At 39.5% G+C, this 21,959-nt stretch carries 22 protein-coding genes; 10 read left to right on the top strand and 12 right to left on the bottom strand.

Features of this window, described 5'->3' with window-relative positions; all coding sequences use genetic code 11:
- Positions 1 to 131 precede the first annotated feature (131 nt).
- The gene (locus KR50_RS11790) at positions 132 to 314 is read right to left on the bottom strand and encodes an SE1561 family protein (protein WP_041058666.1); all 183 of its coding nucleotides are present in this window, start codon (positions 312 to 314) and stop codon (positions 132 to 134) included.
- Positions 315 to 474: 160 nt separating this feature from the next.
- On the opposite strand from KR50_RS11790, the gene yfkAB reads away from it, so the two are divergent.
- On the top strand, positions 475 to 1,599 hold the full coding sequence (gene yfkAB / locus KR50_RS11785; RefSeq protein ID WP_041058663.1) for a radical SAM/CxCxxxxC motif protein YfkAB: 1,125 nt from the start codon (positions 475 to 477) through the stop codon (positions 1,597 to 1,599).
- A 284-nt stretch (positions 1,600 to 1,883) separates the two neighbouring features.
- Here the strand turns inward: yfkAB and KR50_RS11780 are convergent, their stop codons facing one another.
- Positions 1,884 to 2,264, bottom strand: a complete 381-nt coding sequence (locus tag KR50_RS11780) for an OsmC family protein (protein ID WP_041058660.1) — start codon at positions 2,262 to 2,264, stop codon at positions 1,884 to 1,886.
- A 205-nt stretch (positions 2,265 to 2,469) separates the two neighbouring features.
- Here KR50_RS11780 and KR50_RS11775 point away from each other — a divergent pair, with 205 nt between their 5' ends.
- The 4 genes from KR50_RS11775 (at position 2,470) to KR50_RS11760 (ending at position 5,863) form a co-directional block, all read left to right on the top strand.
- Positions 2,470 to 3,657 carry an MFS transporter gene (locus tag KR50_RS11775; protein ID WP_041058657.1) on the top strand — a complete coding sequence of 396 codons (1,188 nt, stop codon included), beginning with the start codon at positions 2,470 to 2,472 and terminating at the stop codon, positions 3,655 to 3,657.
- Between the two features lie 253 nt (positions 3,658 to 3,910).
- On the top strand, positions 3,911 to 4,282 hold the full coding sequence (locus tag KR50_RS11770) for a GntR family transcriptional regulator (RefSeq protein WP_041058655.1): 372 nt from the start codon (positions 3,911 to 3,913) through the stop codon (positions 4,280 to 4,282).
- 2 nt (positions 4,283 to 4,284) lie between these two features.
- Entirely contained in the window at positions 4,285 to 5,172 is an 888-nt protein-coding gene (locus KR50_RS11765; RefSeq protein ID WP_041058653.1) for an ATP-binding cassette domain-containing protein, read from the top strand.
- A complete protein-coding gene (locus KR50_RS11760; protein ID WP_041058651.1) occupies positions 5,159 to 5,863 on the top strand; it encodes a hypothetical protein in 705 nt (234 codons plus the stop codon). The genes KR50_RS11765 and KR50_RS11760 overlap by 14 nt, the downstream gene beginning before the upstream one ends.
- Before the next feature lie 103 nt (positions 5,864 to 5,966).
- Here KR50_RS11760 and KR50_RS11755 read toward each other — a convergent pair whose 3' ends face one another.
- From KR50_RS11755 to KR50_RS11745, 3 genes are read right to left on the bottom strand one after another with little or no spacing between them, the layout of a single operon-like run.
- Entirely contained in the window at positions 5,967 to 6,956 is a 990-nt protein-coding gene (locus tag KR50_RS11755) for a YihY/virulence factor BrkB family protein (protein ID WP_232304278.1), read from the bottom strand.
- A 23-nt stretch (positions 6,957 to 6,979) separates the two neighbouring features.
- Positions 6,980 to 7,399 carry a YtxH domain-containing protein gene (locus KR50_RS11750; RefSeq protein ID WP_052477052.1) on the bottom strand — a complete coding sequence of 140 codons (420 nt, stop codon included), beginning with the start codon at positions 7,397 to 7,399 and terminating at the stop codon, positions 6,980 to 6,982.
- Between the two features lie 23 nt (positions 7,400 to 7,422).
- Positions 7,423 to 7,893, bottom strand: a complete 471-nt coding sequence (locus tag KR50_RS11745) for an arsenate reductase/protein-tyrosine-phosphatase family protein (protein WP_052477048.1) — start codon at positions 7,891 to 7,893, stop codon at positions 7,423 to 7,425.
- A gap of 162 nt (positions 7,894 to 8,055) precedes the next feature.
- On the opposite strand from KR50_RS11745, the gene KR50_RS11740 reads away from it, so the two are divergent.
- Both KR50_RS11740 and KR50_RS11735 read left to right on the top strand, forming a co-directional pair.
- The gene (locus KR50_RS11740) at positions 8,056 to 9,417 is read left to right on the top strand and encodes an alanine/glycine:cation symporter family protein (protein ID WP_041058648.1); all 1,362 of its coding nucleotides are present in this window, start codon (positions 8,056 to 8,058) and stop codon (positions 9,415 to 9,417) included.
- A gap of 77 nt (positions 9,418 to 9,494) precedes the next feature.
- The gene (locus KR50_RS11735) at positions 9,495 to 9,719 is read left to right on the top strand and encodes a DUF1128 domain-containing protein (protein ID WP_041058645.1); all 225 of its coding nucleotides are present in this window, start codon (positions 9,495 to 9,497) and stop codon (positions 9,717 to 9,719) included.
- 55 nt (positions 9,720 to 9,774) lie between these two features.
- On the opposite strand, the gene KR50_RS11730 is transcribed toward KR50_RS11735, so the two are convergent.
- The 7 genes from KR50_RS11730 to motA form a co-directional block, all read right to left on the bottom strand.
- A complete protein-coding gene (locus tag KR50_RS11730) occupies positions 9,775 to 11,499 on the bottom strand; it encodes a methyl-accepting chemotaxis protein (protein ID WP_052477045.1) in 1,725 nt (574 codons plus the stop codon).
- Between the two features lie 238 nt (positions 11,500 to 11,737).
- Positions 11,738 to 12,250: a type 1 glutamine amidotransferase domain-containing protein gene (locus KR50_RS11725; RefSeq protein WP_232304277.1), complete on the bottom strand. Its 513-nt coding sequence runs from the start codon at positions 12,248 to 12,250 to the stop codon at positions 11,738 to 11,740.
- Positions 12,251 to 12,323: 73 nt separating this feature from the next.
- Positions 12,324 to 13,316 carry a class I SAM-dependent methyltransferase gene (locus KR50_RS11720; RefSeq protein WP_041058641.1) on the bottom strand — a complete coding sequence of 331 codons (993 nt, stop codon included), beginning with the start codon at positions 13,314 to 13,316 and terminating at the stop codon, positions 12,324 to 12,326.
- A 513-nt stretch (positions 13,317 to 13,829) separates the two neighbouring features.
- Positions 13,830 to 15,968: a PAS domain S-box protein gene (locus KR50_RS11715; RefSeq protein WP_041058639.1), complete on the bottom strand. Its 2,139-nt coding sequence runs from the start codon at positions 15,966 to 15,968 to the stop codon at positions 13,830 to 13,832.
- Positions 15,969 to 16,115: 147 nt separating this feature from the next.
- Entirely contained in the window at positions 16,116 to 17,489 is a 1,374-nt protein-coding gene (locus KR50_RS11710; protein WP_041058636.1) for an alanine/glycine:cation symporter family protein, read from the bottom strand.
- A gap of 337 nt (positions 17,490 to 17,826) precedes the next feature.
- A complete protein-coding gene (gene motB, locus KR50_RS11705; protein WP_041058635.1) occupies positions 17,827 to 18,663 on the bottom strand; it encodes a flagellar motor protein MotB in 837 nt (278 codons plus the stop codon).
- Positions 18,650 to 19,450 carry a flagellar motor stator protein MotA gene (gene motA / locus KR50_RS11700; protein WP_041058632.1) on the bottom strand — a complete coding sequence of 267 codons (801 nt, stop codon included), beginning with the start codon at positions 19,448 to 19,450 and terminating at the stop codon, positions 18,650 to 18,652. The genes motB and motA overlap by 14 nt, the downstream gene beginning before the upstream one ends.
- 169 nt (positions 19,451 to 19,619) lie before the next feature.
- On the opposite strand from motA, the gene KR50_RS11695 reads away from it, so the two are divergent.
- From KR50_RS11695 to KR50_RS11690, 3 genes are all read left to right on the top strand, one after another.
- A complete protein-coding gene (locus KR50_RS11695; RefSeq protein WP_041058629.1) occupies positions 19,620 to 20,849 on the top strand; it encodes an aminopeptidase in 1,230 nt (409 codons plus the stop codon).
- 215 nt (positions 20,850 to 21,064) lie between these two features.
- Entirely contained in the window at positions 21,065 to 21,193 is a 129-nt protein-coding gene (locus KR50_RS18820; RefSeq protein WP_269746072.1) for a hypothetical protein, read from the top strand.
- A gap of 145 nt (positions 21,194 to 21,338) precedes the next feature.
- Complete coding sequence (locus KR50_RS11690) at positions 21,339 to 21,848, top strand: acyl-CoA thioesterase (protein ID WP_041058626.1); 510 nt, start codon at positions 21,339 to 21,341, stop codon at positions 21,846 to 21,848.
- The last annotated feature ends 111 nt before the right edge of the window (positions 21,849 to 21,959 follow it).

Below are 21,959 nucleotides of genomic sequence, written 5' to 3'. Positions count from 1 at the left end.
GATGGTTGAAAACGATTGCACATTTTTCTTACCAGCCTTTATACGCTTTTTTTCCATAAAAAAGCACCCGCGTATAGCCCGCGGGTGTTAATTTGCCTGACAGATCAGGCGATTAGAGAACAAGTCGTACTTTATTCCGGTTTTTTAAATTGCTGAACTTTTAATTCCAGATCATCCATCATACCGATCATTCGATCTATATCTTCTAGATCAGTGCTTTCAGGATCCACCGACTCCAATACTTCTAGAAACATATTTAAGCGCTGTTTCAAATAAAGGATTTGTGAGTCATTATCGTGAATGGCGTTGCCCATTGTATCGCTCCTTTCAAACTCGCTTTTATGGTAACGGATTCTGTCCATTCATGCAACTGCCCAGGATGAAATGAGGTTTGAAATCGTTACCCCGCCATTGACAGTGCTTTATTTTATTTAGATAATGAGGCTTAATGCAAAAGCACAAGGAGACAGCTAAATGAATGATATGAATAGGACAAAGATTTCACCGGACTACGATCCGTGGGAAGCTTATGAAGACATTAAAGAGCATGGAACACTGACTCTTTCAAATATCGAACTTACCACAACCACGCTGTGCAATATGCGCTGTGCCCATTGTGCGGTTGGGTATACGCTTTCTCCTAAAGATCCGAAAGCACTGCCTTTAGAAGTGATTTTAAACGGGCTCGATAAAATAGAACACCTTCGCACACTGAGTATAACAGGCGGAGAGCCGATGATGTCTGGAAAATCGGTAAAGGAATACGTCGCACCTATTTTAAAATATGCTCATGAACGAGGCGTGAAAACACAGATTAACTCCAATTTAACGGTCAATCTCGAAAAATATGATCCCATTATTCCCTATTTAGATGTACTGCATATTTCTCATAACTGGGGCACTGTAGATGAATTTATTGATACAGGCTTTGCGATGATGGAACGTAAACCAACCAGAGAACAGCGAGAGCGGCTGTTTGACCGAATGATTACGAACTCTAGAGCCTTGAGTGAAGCAGGTGTAATGGTTTCTGCTGAGACCATGCTGAATAAAAAAACACTTCCTCATATTGAAAGAATTCATAAAGAAATTGTTGAAGATATGAAGTGTAGTAGACATGAAATTCATCCCATGTATCCAAGCGACTGGGCTTCTTCTCTTGAAACGTTGTCACTTGCTGAAACCAGACAGGCTATTACACAACTGCTTGACATACGGGACCAAAATACATGGATGCTGTTTGGAACCCTCCCTTTTTTTGGGTGCAGCTCGAGTGAAGAAGACCGGAACTTACTGAAAAGATTATATGAAGCAAAGAACGTTACCGTTCGCAATGACCCTGATGGCCGTTCAAGGTTAAATATCAGTATTTTTACAGGGGATGTGATTGTCACTGACTTTGGAGATACACCGCCTCTTGGAAATATCCAGCACGATAACCTCGAAGCAATGTTCACTAATTGGCTGTCCTCCAATGAAGCCGCGCAGATGAATTGTCATTGTCCAGCGGTTCAATGTCTAGGTCCAAATCTTTTAGTTCAGGATATGTACTATAGGAACATTGATTTCACAAAGAAAAAAGCGCTCCTAACCCGTTAGGATGCTCATTTTGCGTTCGTACGTTTTTCCGTACGAGCGTTTTTAAATTTTTATATTTTATTTATTTAGAATATTTACATTATTATAAAAACATGCTATACTTAGCCCAGATAAGAAAAAGGAGGGTAGCTTCCAAAAGAAATTACTCAACAACTCCATTGGAAGGACGTGATGATGAGCGCTTAACGTGCGATTATATGAACGATCTTACAACATACCCTATAACATAAAAACCCGGTGTCAATCTTTCATTGAAAGACTTTGGACCGGGTTTTTGTGTGTGTTTAAATAATTTCAAATGTTTCAGTTACCTCGATACTATCAAGAACGGATTGAACCATTGAACAATTCTTCCTCGTCAGTTCAAGTGCTTTATGAACCTTTTTCTCATCAATATCCGAGGCAGTAATAATAAAATGAACGTGAATTTTTTCAACGCGATTCGCTAATGCCTCGTTTCTTTCAACCTCTGCTTCGATAGCGATATCTTCAAACGGCAGCCTCATTTTATTCAACACACTTCTTAAAACACCACCACTGCAAACAGCGATCGAAGCGGTTAGAAGCTGATAAGGACGAAATCCATATTCTTCGTTTCCTGAAACGTCCAGTGATCCGTAAGGCAATTCGGATGTAAATCCTTGTTCTTTCATTGTAAACTTCATTCTGGTTGCTCCTTCACTATGTTATTTATGTATAGTAGAATTATATAGCAGACCAATGCAAAACGCTCGTATTCGACGTTCTTCACCCCGGATGCTCAATGCGTAGCAGGTTGGTTTTTACATTGCTTCAGGATGATTTATTGTCAACAGCTCATATTTATAAAGTGCAACTACATAGAAGAATTTATTAGTCAGGAGCTTCAGTATGCGTGTAACAGCAAAAGTACGTTTTTGGATTTTAGTTTGTATTGTAGCAATTTCAGGTTTTTCACAAGGGATGCTTCTGCCTTTAATCGCCATTATTTTTGAGCAGGACGGAGTATCTTCTGCTATGAACGGCATCCATGCAACCGGCATTTACATAGGAATATTAGTCGCCTCTCCTTTAATGGAAGTTCCTTTGAGGAAGTATGGATACAAACCCTTAATTTTATTCGGGGGCTTTATCGTCGGAATGTCCCTTCTGCTTTTCCCTTTGTGGACTCACTTCTGGTTTTGGTTCTTACTCCGATTGCTCATTGGGGTAGGTGATCAGATGCTGCATTTATCAACTCAGACGTGGATCACCTCCACTTCAACAACGGAACGCAGAGGCCGTAATATAGCCTTGTATGGCCTGTTTTTTTCTCTTGGCTTTGCGATTGGACCTGCCATGAGCTCATTAGTAGAGATTGATCGCTCACTCCCTTTTATTGTCTCTGGAATCCTTACCTTTTTAACCTGGGGTCTTGTTTTCTTATTGCGAAATGATTTTCCTGATCAGGGAGAAGTCGGAACAGCTTCCATGTTTGGTACGCTGAGCCGATTTAAACAAGTATGGAAATATGCATGGGTCGCTTTTCTTCCCCCTCTAAGCTATGGTTTTTTGGAAGCTTCTCTTCATGGAAATTTTCCTATTTACGCATTACGAAATGGAGTTGAGGCGGATGCTATTGCTTTCATCCTGCCCGCTTTTTCAATTGGTGCGATTGTCTTTCAGCTTCCCCTTGGCATAATAAGTGATAAGTTCGGGCGTCACCGGGTGTTGATGGGCGTTTTATTAGCCGGTGCCATTTGCTTTGTCGGCTCCGGCCTGGCTGGCACATCAGTGATATGGCTTATCGTAACTTTTTTTGCTGCGGGAATGGCTGTTGGATCCACTTTTTCTCTGGGGATCAGTTATATGACCGATTTGCTTCCAAAGTCTCTATTGCCTGCAGGTAATATTATGTGCGGCGTTGCTTTTAGCGTTGGGAGCATAACAGGACCTAGTCTCGGCGGTATAATGATTCATTTCTTTGCTGATGGCTTCTTTTATTTAATCAGCTTTTTACTCTTATCCGTTTACCTCAGCTTATTGGTGTTTTCGTTCGTTCAGAAAAATAAATCCCAGAACGTTTCAGTCAGTTCCTGAAAAACAGCGGAAGGAACCATTTAAATAAAGAAGAATGTTCTCACAATGTTAGTGAGGACATTCTTTTTTTGTGCATTTCTTAAATTTTCGATTGTACTCTCCTTAGGATCTCCAAGCTAGTCTTTCCTTCTATTTCATCGATTAAATACTTTATAACGATTATAACCACCACACCAATTGACGAATCACACTTTATGACTTATGGTTATATACATAACTATATAACCATATAACATAAGGTGGTGATTTCCCATTGGGTCAATCATTTAATGACAGCAAGCCCATTTTTTTACAAATTAAAGATCGAATAGAGGATCAGATTGTGAATGATCAATTGAAGGTGAATGATCAAATCCCCTCCACCACTCAGCTAGTGACGTTTTATAAAATTAATCATTTAACCGTTGCCAAAGGAATTAATCTACTGGTAGATGCTGGCGTCATTTATAAAAAACGAGGTGTTGGGATGTTTGTTGCAGAGGGTGCTAAAGAACTGTTGATTGAACAAAGGAAAAAAAGTTTTGTGGATCAATTTATGCTCCCCATGATCCAAGAAGCCCAGAAATTAGGGATATCAGAAAGTGAATTAACCAATTTGATCAAACAATTGAAAGGACGTGAATGATAATGAAAAAAGATGTCGTTTTTAAACATGTAACTATGAGATATGGTCATTTTAAAGCATTAGAAGATTTATCCTTGCAACTAGCCCAAGGAAAGATCTATGGATTGATCGGTCGAAATGGTGCAGGTAAAACAACACTCCTTTCCCTTCTCGCTTCTTTTTTAGAACCTACAGAAGGAACCATTGAAGTAAATGGTAAGACCGTTTTTGAAAATGCTGATCTTATGCAGCAAGTGACATTTGTTTATGAAAAAGAATATAAGGAAGACACTGAAAAAGTCAAAGCACACTTAGAAGCAGTGGAAGCTTATAAACCAAACTATGATCCTGACTATGCGTTGGAATTAATCAAAGCTTTTAACCTCCCATTAACCAAACCTGTAAATGAGTTGTCTAAAGGAATGATGTCTGCGTTAAATGTCACGATCGGTCTTGTCAGCCGCTCTCCTATTACAATTTTTGATGAAGCATACAGCGGGATGGACGCCCCTACTCGTGAGATTTTTTATCAAAAAATAGTAGAAGATCATGCACTTCATCCGAGAACGATTATCTTATCGACTCATTTGGTATCTGAAATGGATTATTTATTTGACGAAGTTGTGATCGTGCATAAAGGGAAGTTGATATTAAAGGAACCCATTGATGTGCTGCTTGAAATGGGCGCTGCTGTTACAGGAGCTGTTGAGGAGGTTGACCACTTTGTTCAAAATATGAAAAAGATTAATTCCCAAAGGCTCGGCGGCACTAAATCAGTCATGGTAATGGAAACTCTTTCTGAGCAACAGCGGATTCAAGCACGGCAAACAGGACTGGAAATCGGCCCCGTCTCTCTTCAGGATTTATTTATTCACTTAACTAAAGAGGGGGATCAGGATGAACAAAAATAAACGAAACGATGTTAAAGTTGCCTACGATATGACCATTGTCCAGCTTGGATGGGCTGCATGGCTGATTGCGATTACGCTCATGATTTTTATTGGCATCCGTTATTTTTCAGCTGATAAAAACCTGGGTATTGAGGGATTTATTAATTTCATTGAAAATCCATATAAAATATTTATGCTGGTGGTTGGCATTCTTTCCGTTCCAAGTTTTTTAAGCTATTATGTGAAGCTAGGCGTTACTAGAAAGCATTACTTTATAGGAACCGCACTTTCTTCTGCTGCTTTATCCGTTATTTTTATGGTTATTGCGTTGATCATCGGTGGGATAGAACAACTTATAGCACCGAGTGATGTTCAAACGTTTTTAGGTGTTAAATCATCCTGGTTATTTATTTTCATTGTTTTCAGCTTGAATATTTTTATCTACTATATTGCCGGTTGGATGATTGGGGCAGGTTACTATCGTTTAGGTGGATGGGGACTACTTTTCACAATTAATGGAGCATTAGCTTTGATCTTTTTAATGGATCTACTCTGGTCACGTGAATTGAATACCCCATTACACAGTCTTCTTTCCAATTACACACCTGAAAATCTTTCATTAGTCATTTCATTCGGAGCATCTTTTGCTTTAATTGCCTTTTCGCTGTGGATCATACGCGCTTTGACGAAAAGAGTAAGAATAAAAATGTAGACCATAGCTTAGATAAGCGACTAGTAAAAAAAGGTTCCAATCATTAGCAAATAATGATTGGAACCTTTTAATACAGCAAATTTACCATTCATGACTAATTAATTTAAGTTGTTTTTGGCTTAGCCGGCTTATGTCTTCTTCTGGCAGCCATCGTTGCATTAATCTGTGCACCAATCATCATAATAATACCTGATAAATACAGCCAGATCATTAAGACGATAATTCCTCCTACACTTCCATAAGTAGAAGCATAGTTTCCAAAACTGCTAACGTAAAAAGAAAACAGAAAGGAAGTAAGGAGCCAGCCTGCAGCAGCAAACGCCGCACCTGGCAACACTGAGATAAATCTTATTTTAACATTTGGAACAAATGCATATAAACCGACAAATACAACAAATAAGACAAAAGGTGTTACTGCAAAACGCAAGACATTCCAAATTGTCAAAAATGCTTCTGTTAGTCCAAACGCTGAAAAAGCAATCTCACCAATCTGCTGACCAAAAATAGGAAGAAGCAACGCGATGACGACTACGGCTACCATCACAATCGTCCATACAATCGCCATACCGCGGGCAATTATGAAGGGTCTCGTTTCCTCCACCTCATAGGCATGGTTAAAGGATTTCATCAGGGCATTCATTCCGTTTGAAGCAGCCCATAAAGTTCCCAGCAGACCGACAGATAATAATCCGGTACTTTCTCCGGATGCCACCTCAGAAATCGTAGACTCGATAATCGCCATGGATTCACCAGGTGCAAATTCTGTAAAGAGATCAAGCATCTGATCCTGTGTAATAGGCAGATATGGAATAAGGGCAATAGCGAAAATTAAAAGAGGAAACAGCGATAATAAGAAATAGTATGCTAATTGTGCTCCAAGTCCCGGTGTATCTGCCCGGGTGAACCTCCCTAGTACTTCTTTCATAAAACCGCCTGCTGTGTGATAATTCCCCTGCCTTGCCCCTGTATGTATTGCCTCTGTCATATCCTCCAAATGCCTGTTTTTCTTCCCTTCATTCCATTGTTCATCCTGCTTCTTTTTTATAACCTGTTTTTGAGGAATTGCATTAGCGTTTTTTTTATGATCAGGCATGTAATCCCTCCTGCTGTCGAATTTTATATCGTCTTTTTTTCCTCTGGATTATTTCGTTCAAGAAACAAGTCAGATCTGTTTTGCTCCTCTTCCGAATCATCCGAAAGTGCATGTTTGTATGTTTCACCTGAAGTTTCAAACGTCTCTTTTGTTTCCACTAAAATATTTTTAAGCTGCGGTGTCATATCTCTTACTTCATCGAGTTTGGATGAAAGAAACTCAAAATCATCCTGAATCTGCTCAACCGTTACTTTTATTTTTTCGACTTTTGATTTTGTTTGCTGTGACAATTCTTTTGGATGAGTTGAATAATAAGAAATGGCACGGCTGCTTTTTTGGTATGCTTCGATCGTACTTCTTCTTGTTTCTCTGTCGAGTAAACTGACAGCACCGCCAATAACTGCTCCTAATAAAATCCCTGTTGACAACTTGTTTCCTGCCATTAAAATTCCTCCATTAAAGTAAATTATTTTATTTTATTTAGTAATGCTTTACAACCTTCATTAATTAGGTGATACGCTTCATCATAGTCCTTTGTATAATATGGATTCGGAACATCCAATGTATACGAATGGATTAATTCCAGTAATAAAAAGCAGTGATCCTTGCCTGAAGAACTGCGCATCAGAAGTTCGAGGTCGGCCTGCGTTTCCCGATCCAACGCGACGAGGTAGTCGAAAGATTCTACATCTTTTCTTTCAAGCTGGCGTGGAGACTGGTGCTCACAGTGAATCCCATATTGGCTGAGTGCTGCAATTGCCTCTTCGCAAAGAAGGTTTGCATGCTGCCAGGATGTTGTGCCGGCTGAATCCACCTTAATGTTCTCACTTGCATTTTGCTTTTCAATTTGGTCTCTTAAAATGACTTCTGCAAGTAAAGAGCAGCAATTATCCCCTTTTCCGACAAATAAAACACTTTTCAAATCAGAATCCTCCAACTTTTATACTCCTCTATATTTTACCTTAAATAGGCAGATTGAAACCTCAACCTATATAAGAAATCGCTCATTTGCCTATCTTATCCGTTTTCTGAATATTTACATTAAGTTATTCTTACTGTATTCTAGTTTTTTGACAAGATAAATTTAAGGGGGAATTTGATGGAAGCACTCGAGAAGTTTCTTGGTGATGTCAGTGGTCTGGTTTGGGGACCGCCTCTGCTGATTTTATTGGTCGGCACCGGAATTTATTTGACTCTTCGCTTAGGCGGAATCCAGTTCAGACTGACTGGTTATTCTTTAAAGTTGGCATTTTCAAAAAATCAGGACAAAAATTCAGAAGGAGACATCTCCCACTTCCAGTCGCTGATGACCGCAATGGCCGCCACGGTTGGTACAGGAAATATTGTCGGCGTTGCTACGGCTGTAGTTTTAGGTGGACCGGGCGCTATTTTCTGGATGTGGCTGTCAGCAGTTTTTGGGATGGCTACAAAATATGCCGAAGCGGTTCTTGCGGTGAAGTATCGCGTTCAGGACGCTGATGGGGAAATGTCAGGAGGCCCGATGTATTACCTTGAAAGAGGGCTGAAACAAAAGTGGCTTGGTGTTCTTTTCGCCTTATTTGGGGCAGTAGCAGCCTTTGGAATTGGGAATATGGTTCAATCAAATTCCGTATCTGATGTAGTGAATGACACATTTGGAATTTCCACCTGGCTCACTGGTATAGTTTTGACCGTTTTTACTGCTCTTGTTATTCTTGGCGGTATTAAGAGCATAGGAAAAGTTACTTCCCTTTTTGTTCCGATCATGGTGGCATTCTATTTAGCAGCAGGACTTATTGTTATGATCTTAAACTTTTCTCTTATTCCTGATGCGTTTGCCACAATCTTTACACAGGCATTCGGAAATGATGCTATAGCAGGGGGCGTAATTGGTGCCATTATTCGTTATGGCGTTGCGCGAGGCGTATTTTCCAATGAAGCGGGGCTTGGTTCTGCTCCGATCGCCGCTGCAGCAGCCAAAACTGATATGCCTGGACGTCAAGGACTTGTATCGATGACTCAAGTCTTCCTCGACACGCTGATTGTTTGTTCCATAACAGGCTTAACGATTGTTATGGCAGACTTATATGAAGGAGGAGATTTAGAAGGCGGCGCATTAACTTCTGCATCCTTCGAACATTTCTTAGGCGGTATGGGGCCGATCATCGTGACAATAGGACTCGTTTTCTTTGCAGCTTCGACCATCATTGGATGGTCTTACTACGGGGAAAAATGCTTTCAATACTTAGTTGGTTCCAAGAAACTGAATGTTTGGTATCGCGTGCTGTTTGTGATCGCAGTCATGATCGGATCTGTAGCATCTTTAGATGTGGTCTGGTTATTCTCCGATGTGATGAACGGATTAATGGCCTTCCCGAATCTAATTGGGCTATTAGGACTTTCCGGTGTGGTTGTTTATGAAACAAAACAAATTCAAAAGAAAATAAAAGAGGAAAAGGCAGCGAAGGGCAAAACCGCATAAAAGCATGCCGTTCTTATTGACAGATCGATCGAATCATGGAAAGATTAAAATGACGGATCGAAGGGACTGACGAATAGATGAATTTGTCTGTAAAATCTACTGAAAACGCAGAATACATGATTGAACAAATTAAAGATCGCTTGCGCATGGCGAACGCTGGAGCGATTAAAGCCACACATTTTGATGAGGAAATGTATGTGGAACTCCATGACCTATATACAATGGTTATGAAACGCGAGAACTTCAGTCCAAGTGAAATGCAGGCTATTGCTGAAGAATTGGGCAATTTGCGCAGAAAATAAAACAGCTGTAACAGTAGAAGGAGCGGATCATCCGCTCCTTTTTCAATTTCTCCAGTTAAGATGATTTATTAGACCCTGACGCCTGATCTTCTACAGCTTGCTCTACATTGAATCGAGATAAGTGAACCCTTAAGATATCCGCATCCTGTTCAAGCGCTTTAGTCGTATCAAATACATGCTGCATTGTTGAATGAGAAGCTTCTGCACTGGCTGAAGTTTCTTCAATACCGGCAGCAGCCTCCTCAGACACGGTTGCAATTTGCTCGATCTCTTGATTGATTTCTTTAGTACTTTGAACAATATCATCGAGAGAATCTGCTACCGTTTTTATTTCAAATGATACACGCTTCATTTGATCATCAATACTTGAGAACGATTCATTTGTTTTTTCCATTTGATCAGTTCCCTCCTCAACCAGACCGTACCCTTGCTTTAACACCTCCACTACTTCATTTGATTCTGATTGAATGGTAGAAATAATTGAAGTGATGCCTCCGATGGATGAGGAAACCTGTTCTGCGAGCTTTCGCACCTCATCTGCAACTACCGCAAAGCCTCTCCCGTGTTCTCCCGCTCGTGCAGCTTCAATAGCGGCGTTTAATGCCAATAAATTCGTTTGGTCCGCTATTTCCTGAATAACTTGTATAAGCTTACTGATATTTTTCGTCTGGCTTTCCAGTCCCTCCACTCTGTTCATCGCAAGTTTAAAGTTGCCATTTATATCATATACTTTTTGAATTGTCTCTTTCATATTCACGCTGCCCGCTTTAGTCAGCGCCAGCGTTTTCTCTGCAGTATGCTGCGCTTGATGACCAAGCGAAGCTGAAGATGAAATTTCTTCAGAAAAAAGATTTATTTTATGACTTAATGAACTGGAGGATTCCGCCTGTATTCCCGCACCATCTGCAAGCTCCATCATCGTGCTGGCAATCTGACTGCTGCCTTCACGAACTTCCTGTGCATGAACTGAAAGTTGTTTTCCTCGCGATAAAACGGTTGAGGAGACTGAATTGATATCTGCCACAAGGCTGCGAAGCTGATCATTCATTTCATTTACTGTGCACACTAATACACCAAGCTCATCCTTACTATGTATTTTGAGCGGGTATGCTTTGAGCTCCCCTTGTGCAATCGTTCTCATTCTTGAAGTTACCAACAAAATCGGTTTTGTAATTCGATGAGCCGCAAGCATACTGACCACAAATGATGCTGCAAGAACGATAGCCGTAATTAAAATAATAGTTAAAATCATGCTTTTTGCTTGTTCTTCATTTGCTTTGATAGCAAGATCCATTTTTGCCTGCTGTTCTTCTGACAAAGTAGTTAAACTGTCCATTAAAGATCTGGCTGTTGGTTCGTAGCTGGACCGGAAAAGCACCCTGGCTTCTTCTTCTCTATTACTGTCATACATGCTGAATACATGTTTTTCTACATTGCCCTGCCATACTCTAGCGATCGTAAGTACTGAACTGACATTATTGCCCGCATTTAATTCCTGCAGCTTTTCAGAAATCTCATTGTTCTGAGCAGAAAGGGTCAGGAATCTTTCTTTATAATCTTCCTCACCATATAAAAGATAGCCTCTGGTTAAAGCGATTTGCTGTGAAATATTATATTTTTTTTCCTGATCAAGTGTCAGCATGGTCAAATCAGAATCGATCAGCTCTTTAGTGTGTTCATTCATTTCCATAATTTTATGCATAGTAAAACCGGATAATCCAACCATTAATAGAATGACCCCAAGAAAATAGACAAGCAGCTTCCATTTTAACTTTTTCATTTTCATCCTCCCCAATTATACAACAAAAGAACTACCACCCTATTAAGTATATCGACCTAATAATCTTATTTTAAATAGTGGATTCAAGTTATCTTTTGCATGGCAGAGAGAAGAAATTTTATAAAGAGATTCATATAATTGAAAAAAGCCGCCACGATTTCAAAAAAGAAGAAATCGTAGCGGCTTACTATACTTATATGAAATTAAAAGATTGGCCTATTTCAGCAAATCTATCTTCTTAAGATAACAATTTTAATGCTTCTCTAGTAAAGGCTGGTAAATCATCTGGTGTACGGCTTGTAACAAGCTGGTTTCCGCATACGACAACTTCTTCGTCTTTGTAGGTTGCTCCTGCATACTCCATATCTACTTTTATAGAGGTAAATCCAGTAGCAGTCCGTCCTTCAAGAGATTTTGCAGTAATTAATAATTGTGGACCGTGACAAATAGCGAACACAGGCTTTTTGTCATCCATAAAGGATTTTGCAAATGCAACGAATTTTTCGTCTCCGCGCAGCAAGTCTGGTGAGAATCCGCCTGGAATAAAGAGAGCATCAAAATCCTGTGGAGAGACTTCGTCAATGGACTTATCAATCGTAACAGTAGCTTCTCCTTGCTTACCTGTTACCTGAGTGCCTGCTTCTTTATCAATTGTCACTACTTCGTGACCTGATTCTTTGAATGATTTTGCCGGGTCTGTGTACTCCACATCTTCAAAATAACTCGTTATAACAGTTGCAATTTTAGCCAATGAAAACATCTCCTTATTTATATAATTGTTTCATATTAGGTGTTTTCCACCATAGAATTCTATTAAACATTAATCAGGAACTCTTTTGAATTTTAACGATAAACCAGCCGCCCTCCCGAATGATTGCAGATGGTTTATCCATTTTGAAGCCGGCTTTTTCAGTTATGGTGCGCAGCTCATCCTCAGATGGGATCGGATATAAATTATCAAATGTTAAAAAGAAGCTGTTAAATGCACTCGAAAATTGCTGGCCGTGTTTTGCTTTTTGCAGAGGAGATATAATCGTTGCGATTCCCTTTTCATTCATGATTTCATGTAGACGTTCAAAGAATCCCTGTCTGTCATTCGGGTCGATATAATGCAGTAAATTATTAACCATCACATAGTCAATTGGCTCTTCCGGTTTATACTCTTCAATATCCGAATGGATGATCTCTATATTTTCATAAGGTGCAGAAGCTTTTTTGGCACTATCAGCGACTTCTTCACTGATTTCAACACCCTTAAGGTTCAAATCAGGATATTTTTTTGCAAGACGAATTAAATAACCTGCTTCACCGCAGCCGATATCCAGGATCGATTGGACCTCATGCTTTTTAACATTGCGATCAATTAAGTGAAAAGCCAGAAGCTCTAACAAGGTTGATGTCTTGGCTACGGTTGGTGAATGCAGCTCAGAATCAAAATGGTTGCGCTTCTTTTCTCTCATTAATTCAGGGTAAGAAAGCAGCGAAGGAATATGAAGCTCCATCATCTCTTTTAATAAATCCCCCGATGAAGGACTGTTATTTTTGCTGCGTGGAAGCTTCCAGGATTTTTTTACACTGACTCTTCCTTTTTCATCTTTCTTTAAATGCTTTAACGCAACGCCAACCTCCACCCACTGTTCAAGCAGTTCAGGTTCAAGGTCATATGCATCTGACACGTCCTCCACTTTAACAGGACGTTTAAATGCTTCAAAAAGATTTAAGTCATATCCAACGTACGCGTGCCAGCTATATAAAAATGGAACATTGGTTTTCATCCAGATTCTTGCTTTCCACATATCCTGCAATTCTTTTATCATCCTGGGGCCTCCCCTTCCAAGGGTAATCTTTTTTTATCTGGTTAGTTATACTTAACTATAAATCTGCCCGTTCCTTTTCATAAATCTATGTATGGTTTATGAGGTTTTTTAGTTGCCGCTTATGAATGGGCTTAACGGGTTTAAACTATGAGTGGGTATAGAGGCGTACAGTTTCTTTGCACCATAACTCTTTCTTTCCCACTTATACTCCTTTGTGTATCCTTTCTGGCCAAAAAGAAAACAATTAAATGTGTTTTTTTATTGAAATTTGTAAAAAACAGCCTAAACTTCAGTTCTGGTTTTTCATAATAGAAGTTTTTAGGAGGGCGGGAAACAATCTTAAAGGCACTTATGTGAATGCTTGAGCGGTCTTCTGGGGCAGTGTAGCTGAATTTTAAATAAAGAATGGCTTCATGAATCTATTATTCATGAAGCCATTCTTCATTGTACTTTATTGAGTTTTGTTCAAGCCTCTGGCAGAAATCATTAATCATTAGCGATTTTATCTTCATTTCAAGAACTGATCAGAGGAAAGGTAACTTTTACAGTAGTTCCTTCGTTTGGCTTGCTTTCAATTGTAAATGTCCCCTTGTGATTCTCTATAATTTTCCTGCAAATCATCAAACCCAATCCTGTACCTTTTTCTTTCGTACTGTAGAACGGCTCTCCAAGCTTTCTCAGCCGGTCCTCTTTAATCCCGTACCCAGTGTCTTGTATGATAATAACTGCATCCGACTTCTCTTTAACTAGAAAAATATTCAGCGTTCCACCGGTGGGCATTGCTTCAATTGCATTCATAAAAAGGTTAAGAAATACCTGTTTTATTTTGTGTGATTCACATTCAAACATTACTTCTTCAATTGACAGCACCATTTTAACATTATTTTTTAAGGCCTCTATTTTTATAAATTCTACTGTTTGATCCATAATCATTTTCAGTGAGTTTATCTTGAAGCTTGTAGCCTGAGGTTTTGCAAGTGATAATAATTCACCTGTGATATATTCAATGCGGTTCAGTTCGTTTTGAAGCAATTCAATATAAATAGAAGCTTTTTTATCCTCACCCAGAAGCTGCAGAAATCCTTTAAGCGTGGTTAATGGATTGCGGATTTCATGGGCTACTCCGGCAGCAAGCTGACCAACTAGTGCCAGCTGCTCAGATTTTTTAAGCAGGTCTTCTCTTATTTTTATCTTTGATAAGTCCTGTACGATTACCGCAATTCCTATAAGTGTTCCTTTTTTAGAGCGTATAGAAGAGACATGGAGAGATAAGGTGCACGCTGTTCCATCCTTTTTTTGGAATGTAGTCTCTATATAGTCAATATCTTCTCCTTTTAACGCTTGAATGATTTTCCTTTTATCGTCCTGAGACTGTTCTTTATGAAATAAATCTGTGATGTTGCAGCCCAGTAATTCCTCTCTTTCCCACTGGAAAATAGATTCGAATTTGTGATTCATGGCTGCAAATACTCCATCTTCTGATAGTAAAGAAGCTCCATCATTTGTATGGTTAAAATAGGCTTCTAGTAAATACGCTGTCTTCTTTAATTTTTTATCCATTTTCACAATCTCAGTGATGTCTCTGCCGACGCCGTAGGCACCTTCTACTTTGCCATCAATAAGGATGGGCACTAATGTGCAGCTGATATGACTTTCCGTATGGTCTTGATTGATTATAACGGTATTATAAGATACAGTAGTTCCTTCCAGCGCTTGATCAAGGTATTTTTTTGTATTTTCGCAGCGATCTGCTCTGACGAAATCCCGATAATTTTTTCCAATTAAGGTTTCGTTTTTATTCATTTTCAACCTTTTTTCAGCCGCTGAATTAATTTCTCTAATAATGTATTGCCGGTCAATGAGAAAAATATTATCGCTGTGATCATACATTAAAGACTGGTATTTTTGCTTATTACGTTCCAATTCCCGCTGCGTATTCTTCAGGTTAGAAATATCTGTCACCATACAGATAATTTCTTCTGTAACACCTTCTTCCACCACCGGGATAACTGAAGCAATATACTCCAGTCCACAGATCGTCCCTTCATACGTAGCTTCAATTTGCTGTTCCCATACCTTAAGACAAATAGGTACGTAGTGTTCCAGTTCTTCTTTTGGGAAAACAGTATGCAAGTTTTGATTTTTAAGATCTGCAGAATTTATTTGCAATTGTTCAAATAAACTTCCTGTTCCTACTTTTATAATAAAATTATCGTTCTCTTTTTTTAGTTTTAACAAAAATACAGAATGGGAAATGGATTTGGTTGGGTTGAACGATTGTGAAGAGGGAATATATGCCTGCTGATGAGCAGTGTGATCAAATATGATTTCAACGAGCCTGACCTTCTCTGCTTCATAATGAGAGGGGACAATCGTAATGGTAAAGTCCTTCTTCTCCGCTTCTGACCCCACAGTTAGTTCAGACTTGGTTTCCTGATTATCTTTAAAACTGTTAATAATGTCAGAGAGTAAGTTCAAATTGCGAAAAACTTCAAAATCTGTCAAGAAAATGGACTTTTCCGTATTTTCAACATGGAAATCTTCAACAAATGATGTGTTCATCCTGACTACTTGCAGCCTCTCATCTACAACTGCCACCGCCATCTCATTATGGTTGAGATAGGATTTATTTTTTTGTGGGATATGCTCCATGTACAATCCCTCTCTCTCTGTATGCTGTTTCTATAATTTTATCAATTTTACGTTAGTAATAAAAGACTAAAAGCATCTGTTGTCGGTATTTATATTATTTTTGATGAAAAAAAACGTAAGACCAACCAACTGGTCTTACGCTTTTTCTTACTTTTTACGGATATCTTTTAAATAATATTCATCAGAAGTAAAGAATTCGTGTTTAAGCTCTTTTACTTTGTTGCTCAATAGAAGGACGGCAATTAAGTTCGGTATTAAAATGGCAGCGAGCATAATGTCCAGGAAGCCCCAGATCACTTCTGCAGCTCCAACTGCTCCGAAAACAATGGCTGCTAAATAGACGAATTGAATTGCATAAGAAGCCTTTAAGCCAAATAGAAACTCGGCTTGCTTGGCTCCATAGAAAATAATGACCAGTATTGTTGAAAGAACAAAGAATATGAGTGATACTGTCACGAGAATGCTGCCAAAAGTACCGAAGTAACTTTCAAAAGCAATTGTGGTGAGTGCGCTGCTGTTTTCCATCGCATTCTCCCCTGTCCATACTCCGGAAGACAGCACGACAAAAGCGGTTGCTGTACAAATAACTAAAGTATCCACTACAATTCCTGCAATCGACCAGAATGCCTGGCGTACCGGGTGATCCGTTTGTGCAGCTGCGTGAGCCATAGGCGCTGTACCCAGACCCGCTTCATTGGAATACAAACCGCGGGCAAATCCCCATCGTATAACATCTACAATCGCTGCACCTGCGAATCCGCCTACTACCGGAGCAGGAGAAAATGCATTTGAAAAAATCAAATTGAAAAATTCAGGGAGCATGTTCAAATTCATGAATAAAATTACAAGTGCCCCTCCAACGTATACAAGTGCCATAAATGGAATAAATACTTGCGTCACCTGACCGATTCTTTTGATACCGCCAAACACAATAATTCCTACAATTACAGCGACCGCTATTCCTGTCCAAAGAGCGGGAATATTAAAAGACTCTTCAACGGTACTCGATAATGAATTCCCCTGCACCATAATACTCGGAATTAATTCAAGCATTAATGCGAAGGAGAACCAAATTCCGAGCCATTTCATCCCAAGCCCTTTTGTCATGTAGTACATGGGACCACCGACAAATTCACCTTTTTCATTTTTTTCACGGTAATGAACTGCCAGTGCACTTTCTGAAAATTTAAGTGACATTCCGATTAAAGCGATCACCCACATCCAGAAAACTGCACCAGGCCCCCCAAACATGATCGCTGCAGGCACTCCGACAATATTAGCTGCACCCACAGTAGAGGAAAGAGCCGATGTCAAAGCCTGAAAAGGTGTTACCGTTCCTTCGCCCTTTGGTTTTTTAAAGATGCTTCCAAATGTTTGCTTAAAAATATAAATAGGATGGCGAAATTGAATAAACCCCAGCTTTACGGTCATAAAAATGCCCGAAAATAGTAAAATAGCAATTAATGGATATCCCCAAAGCTGCTCTGAAAAAGAAGCAACTCCTTCTAAAAATCCTTCCAAATAATTCTCCCCCTTTAAGTATAATTAGTTATGTAAAGTTTTCTAATAACTCGTTTTCCCTACCTATTTATAAACTAAACAAGTAAATTGATAATTTTTGTCACATTATAGGATATTAAGGTATGAATACCAGTTACTGCACGTATGAAATGAACTTAATAGTACTAATTTTTGTCTGTTCATATTAAACTGCCCACAGATGAACTTCCTTCCATTCCATTAAACTTATTTCTTTATACAAAAAAACCCTCATGAACAAATCTATTGTTCGTGAAGGCATTCTGATATGAATTTAATAACTATGGTTTAAGTATTTTATAGCAGAAAGGAATTCTAATTAATTCCCAAGACTGACCTCATCAGCTGAAATCCGGGGCAAAATAAGTATTTCCACCCTTCTATTTTGCGCTCTTCCTGCTTCAGTATCATTTGAAGCAATAGGCTGGTATTCTCCAAATCCTTTCGCACTAAACCATTGTGGATCAAGGTTGGGATTATTGATTACAAGCTTCATGAAATTGACTGCTCTCATTACGCTTAATTCCCAGTTAGAGCTGAAATCAGCACTTCCAATGGGCACATTATCTGTATGCCCCGATATGATTACATTCCGTGGAGGATCAAACTCAAGCAGCTGTGCAACTTCTTCTGCAGCCCCGCTGTATGAATCCTGAACAGCTGCTGATCCTGATGCGAATAAAACATTATCCCGGATGGTCAGCAAAAGTCCTTCATCCAATAACTGTGTAGCAAATTGTTCATCCAAATTATTTTCCTCGATATATTTATCAATTGCCCGCTGTATTTGCATTAATTCTTCTTGATCTTTTGCTACAGCGGAATCACGCTCTTCCTGACTATCTAAAATTTCCTTGACCATTGCTTCTGCCTCAGTCAAATTCATATCTGTTTCATTCGCTCCGTCAACAGGGTCAATCTGATCTTCTTCGTCGTTTTCTTCGATTAAGCTTGCATAGTCGAGAACATTTTCCCCGCCTGAAAAAATATCACTAAAAACCTGCGACATTTGCTGGAATTTCATTTCGTTTGCGCTGCTGCTTGCAAATAAAACAATAAAAAGGGCTAAAAGTAAGGTTAACAGATCCGCATAGGGCAAGAGCCAGGATTCATCTACATGCTCTTCATGCTTATGCTTCTTTTTACGCCTCGACACTCTCAACCGCCCCGCTTTCATCCATTAGCTTTTCTCTTTCTTTCGCTGGCAGATAAGATGCAAGCTTTTGTTCGATGACTCTAGGCGCCTCTCCTTCCAGAACCGATAAAATCCCTTCAATCATCATATTTTTTATCATTACCTCATTCGTTGATTTTCGTTTAAGCTTGTTGGCAAATGGATGCCACAAAACGTAGCCCGTAAAAATCCCCAATAGGGTCGCAATAAAAGCAGCTGAAATGGCATGACCGAGGGCCTCTGTATCATTCATATCACCCAGTGCAGCAATCAAACCTACAACAGCACCAAGCACTCCCAGTGTAGGAGCATACGTACCTGCCTGAGTAAAGATTGACGCACCTGACAGATGCCGCTCCTCCATCGCATCAATTTCTTCTGACAGCACATCTCTAATATAATCCGCGTTTTGCCCGTCAATCGCCAGGCCAAGACCATTTCTTAAGAAGGAATCTTCAATTTCATCCGTTTTTGTTTCAAGCGCCAACAAGCCTTCTTTTCTTGCCAGCTCCGCCCACTCCCCAAACATCCGGATAATTTTCTTAACATCTGTCGATTTATTTTCTTTAAACAGGATGCCAAAAAGCTTTGGAACACGCTTTAATTCCGACGTCGGAAAAGCAATGGTGACAGAAGCAGCCGTTCCTAAAATAATAATCATCATAGCCGGTCCATTTAAAAGAGCACTCGGCTCTACACCTTTAAGAACAATACCGATTCCAATAACTAAAAATCCAAATATAATTCCAAATACTGTGGACTTATCCAATCATTTCACCTACATTCACAGATTTCATGCCTACTATTTATATATCGGTAGAAATGTTTGTCATTTTAGATTTTTCTTTTCTTCCATGTTAAGACGGCTCTTTTTTTGATTTATTTAAATTAATTGATAAAATAGACATGAATCTATTTACATAAAAGGAGACAAAGTTATGACTCATCAGGAATTATTAGAAAAGTATGCTGATCTTGCTGTAAAAGTAGGCGTAAATATTCAGCCTGACCAGTGGCTGTATATTGGCGCTACTATTGAAAACGCACCATTTGTAAGACTTGTTACAAAAAAAGCATATGAAGCAGGAGCGAGACAGGTTTTCGTAGACTGGGCAGATGATGAAGTAAGCCGCATGCGCTATGATCTGGCACCTGAAGATTCATTCAGCGAATTTCCTGAATGGAAGCGTATTGAGCGGGAATCAATGGCTCAAGAAGGTGCAGCTTTTATGAATATTGTTTCAGCCAGCCCTGACTTGTTAAAAGGGGTTGACCCTGAAAAAATTTCTTCCTTCCAGCAGGCTGCAGGCAAGGCGCTTTCCCAATATCGAAAATACATTCAATCCGACAAAGTAAGCTGGACAGTCATAGCCGCTCCATCTACAGGCTGGGCGAAAAAAGTGTTCCCTGATCATTCAGAAGAAGACGCAGTGGAATCTCTATGGAACGCCATTTTCAAAGCGGTACGGGTTGATCAGGCTGATCCTGTAGCAGCTTGGCAAGAGCATGATGAAACACTTCATGAAAAAGCAGCTTATTTAAATGATAAACGCTATAAAAAACTGCATTACACAGCTCCAGGCACAGATTTAACAATTGAACTTCCTGAAGGCCATCTTTGGGCCGGCGCTGGCAGTATAAATGAAAAAGGTCACACATTTATGGCTAATATGCCTACTGAAGAAGTATTTACGGTTCCCCATAAAGATGGGGTCAATGGTACAGTTACCAATACGAAACCGCTTAGCTACGGCGGAAATATTATTGATGGATTTACGCTGACCTTTGAAAACGGAAAAATTGTGGATGTAAAAGCAGATGAAGGCGAACAAATTCTAAAGAAATTGATCAGCACCGATGAAGGCTCTCACCGCCTTGGAGAAGTGGCGTTAGTTCCTCACCAGTCACCGATCTCTCAATCAAATATTTTGTTTTACAATACGCTGTTTGATGAAAATGCATCAAATCATCTTGCAATTGGCAGCGCCTACGCATTTTGTGTTGAAGGCGGAAAAACAATGAATGAAGAGGAACTCTCAAGCAGCGGACTGAATAACAGTATTACACATGTTGATTTTATGATTGGCTCAGATAAAATGAACATCGATGGAATTAAAGAAGATGGCACAGCAGAACCCGTCTTCAAAAACGGCGACTGGGCTTTTTAATCACCGTGAGCTACTATTAACAATCTACACCTATTGAAAATGCTCCTGCTCGTGCAGGGGCATTTTGTTATTTTGCCCTTCTACCCCTGTTTCACACGCACAGTCGTGAGGATGCCTTGGCAGACGATAAATAAAAAATTTTACTATTTGGTCCTCCATCCCTTATACTTAAGAACATAATGAGACTTATTCAATTTGAGAGGAGGCTGAACACGATGCCTGAAATGACAGCAACTTTAATTGGCTTTGTTGCACTGATTGGACTTGTAGGCGGCGCACTGATGTATTTTCTAAGGATCCCTTTAAATACAAAAGATGCTGAAAAAATAGATCCAAAACCATAAACATTGGCCATGTGCCAATGTTTTTTTCCTCTCTACCTGGTTTAAATTTAGAAAAACGTTATTCCTAACGAATACCCTTTCCTGACAGCACAAGCAACCAACTAAATTATCCCATTATCCCCTAACAGTAAAAGGAGCCGATCCAATGCAAAATCAAAAATACATGAGTGAAACACGCACTATTCAAACCAGTCACGTTCTTCCCCCTGATACCAACCACCATGGGACACTATTCGGCGGAAAGCTGATGGCTTATATTGATAATGTGGCTTCCATCGCTGCAACAAAACTAGCCAGGGCTTCAGTCGTTACAGCTTCCACTGACTCTGTAGACTTTTTAAAACCTATTCGTGTTGGAGATGCCGTTACACTTGAAGCATTTGTCACGTACACAGGAAAAAGTTCTATGGAGGTGTTTGTCAGGGTAACGACGGAAAAGCTTTTAACCGGTGAAGAATCGGTCGCTGCCATTTCTTTTCTAACTTTTGTCGCTTTGACTGAAGATGGGAAGCCCTCAAGGGTACCGCAAATTGTACCTGAGTCAGAGGAGGAAAAATGGCTGAATGAAACCGCAGAAAATAGAGCGTCTCACAGAAAAGCGAGAAAGCTTCACAGCCAGGAGCTGGCACAATTTTTCTCAAAAAAACATCTTTAATTGTTCACTAAACTTATCCCGTCCTCTAAAGGTTGGGATTTTTTTGTCGATATTATTAAAGTATATTAAAGGAATATGAGTATTTTTTCATAATATACACTATGTTAATGG

It is taken from the genome of Jeotgalibacillus campisalis (genome assembly GCF_000829515.1).
GTDB classification, from domain to species: Bacteria; Bacillota; Bacilli; order Bacillales; family Jeotgalibacillaceae; genus Jeotgalibacillus; species Jeotgalibacillus campisalis.
This window is presented reverse-complemented; position numbering and strand designations above follow the sequence as displayed.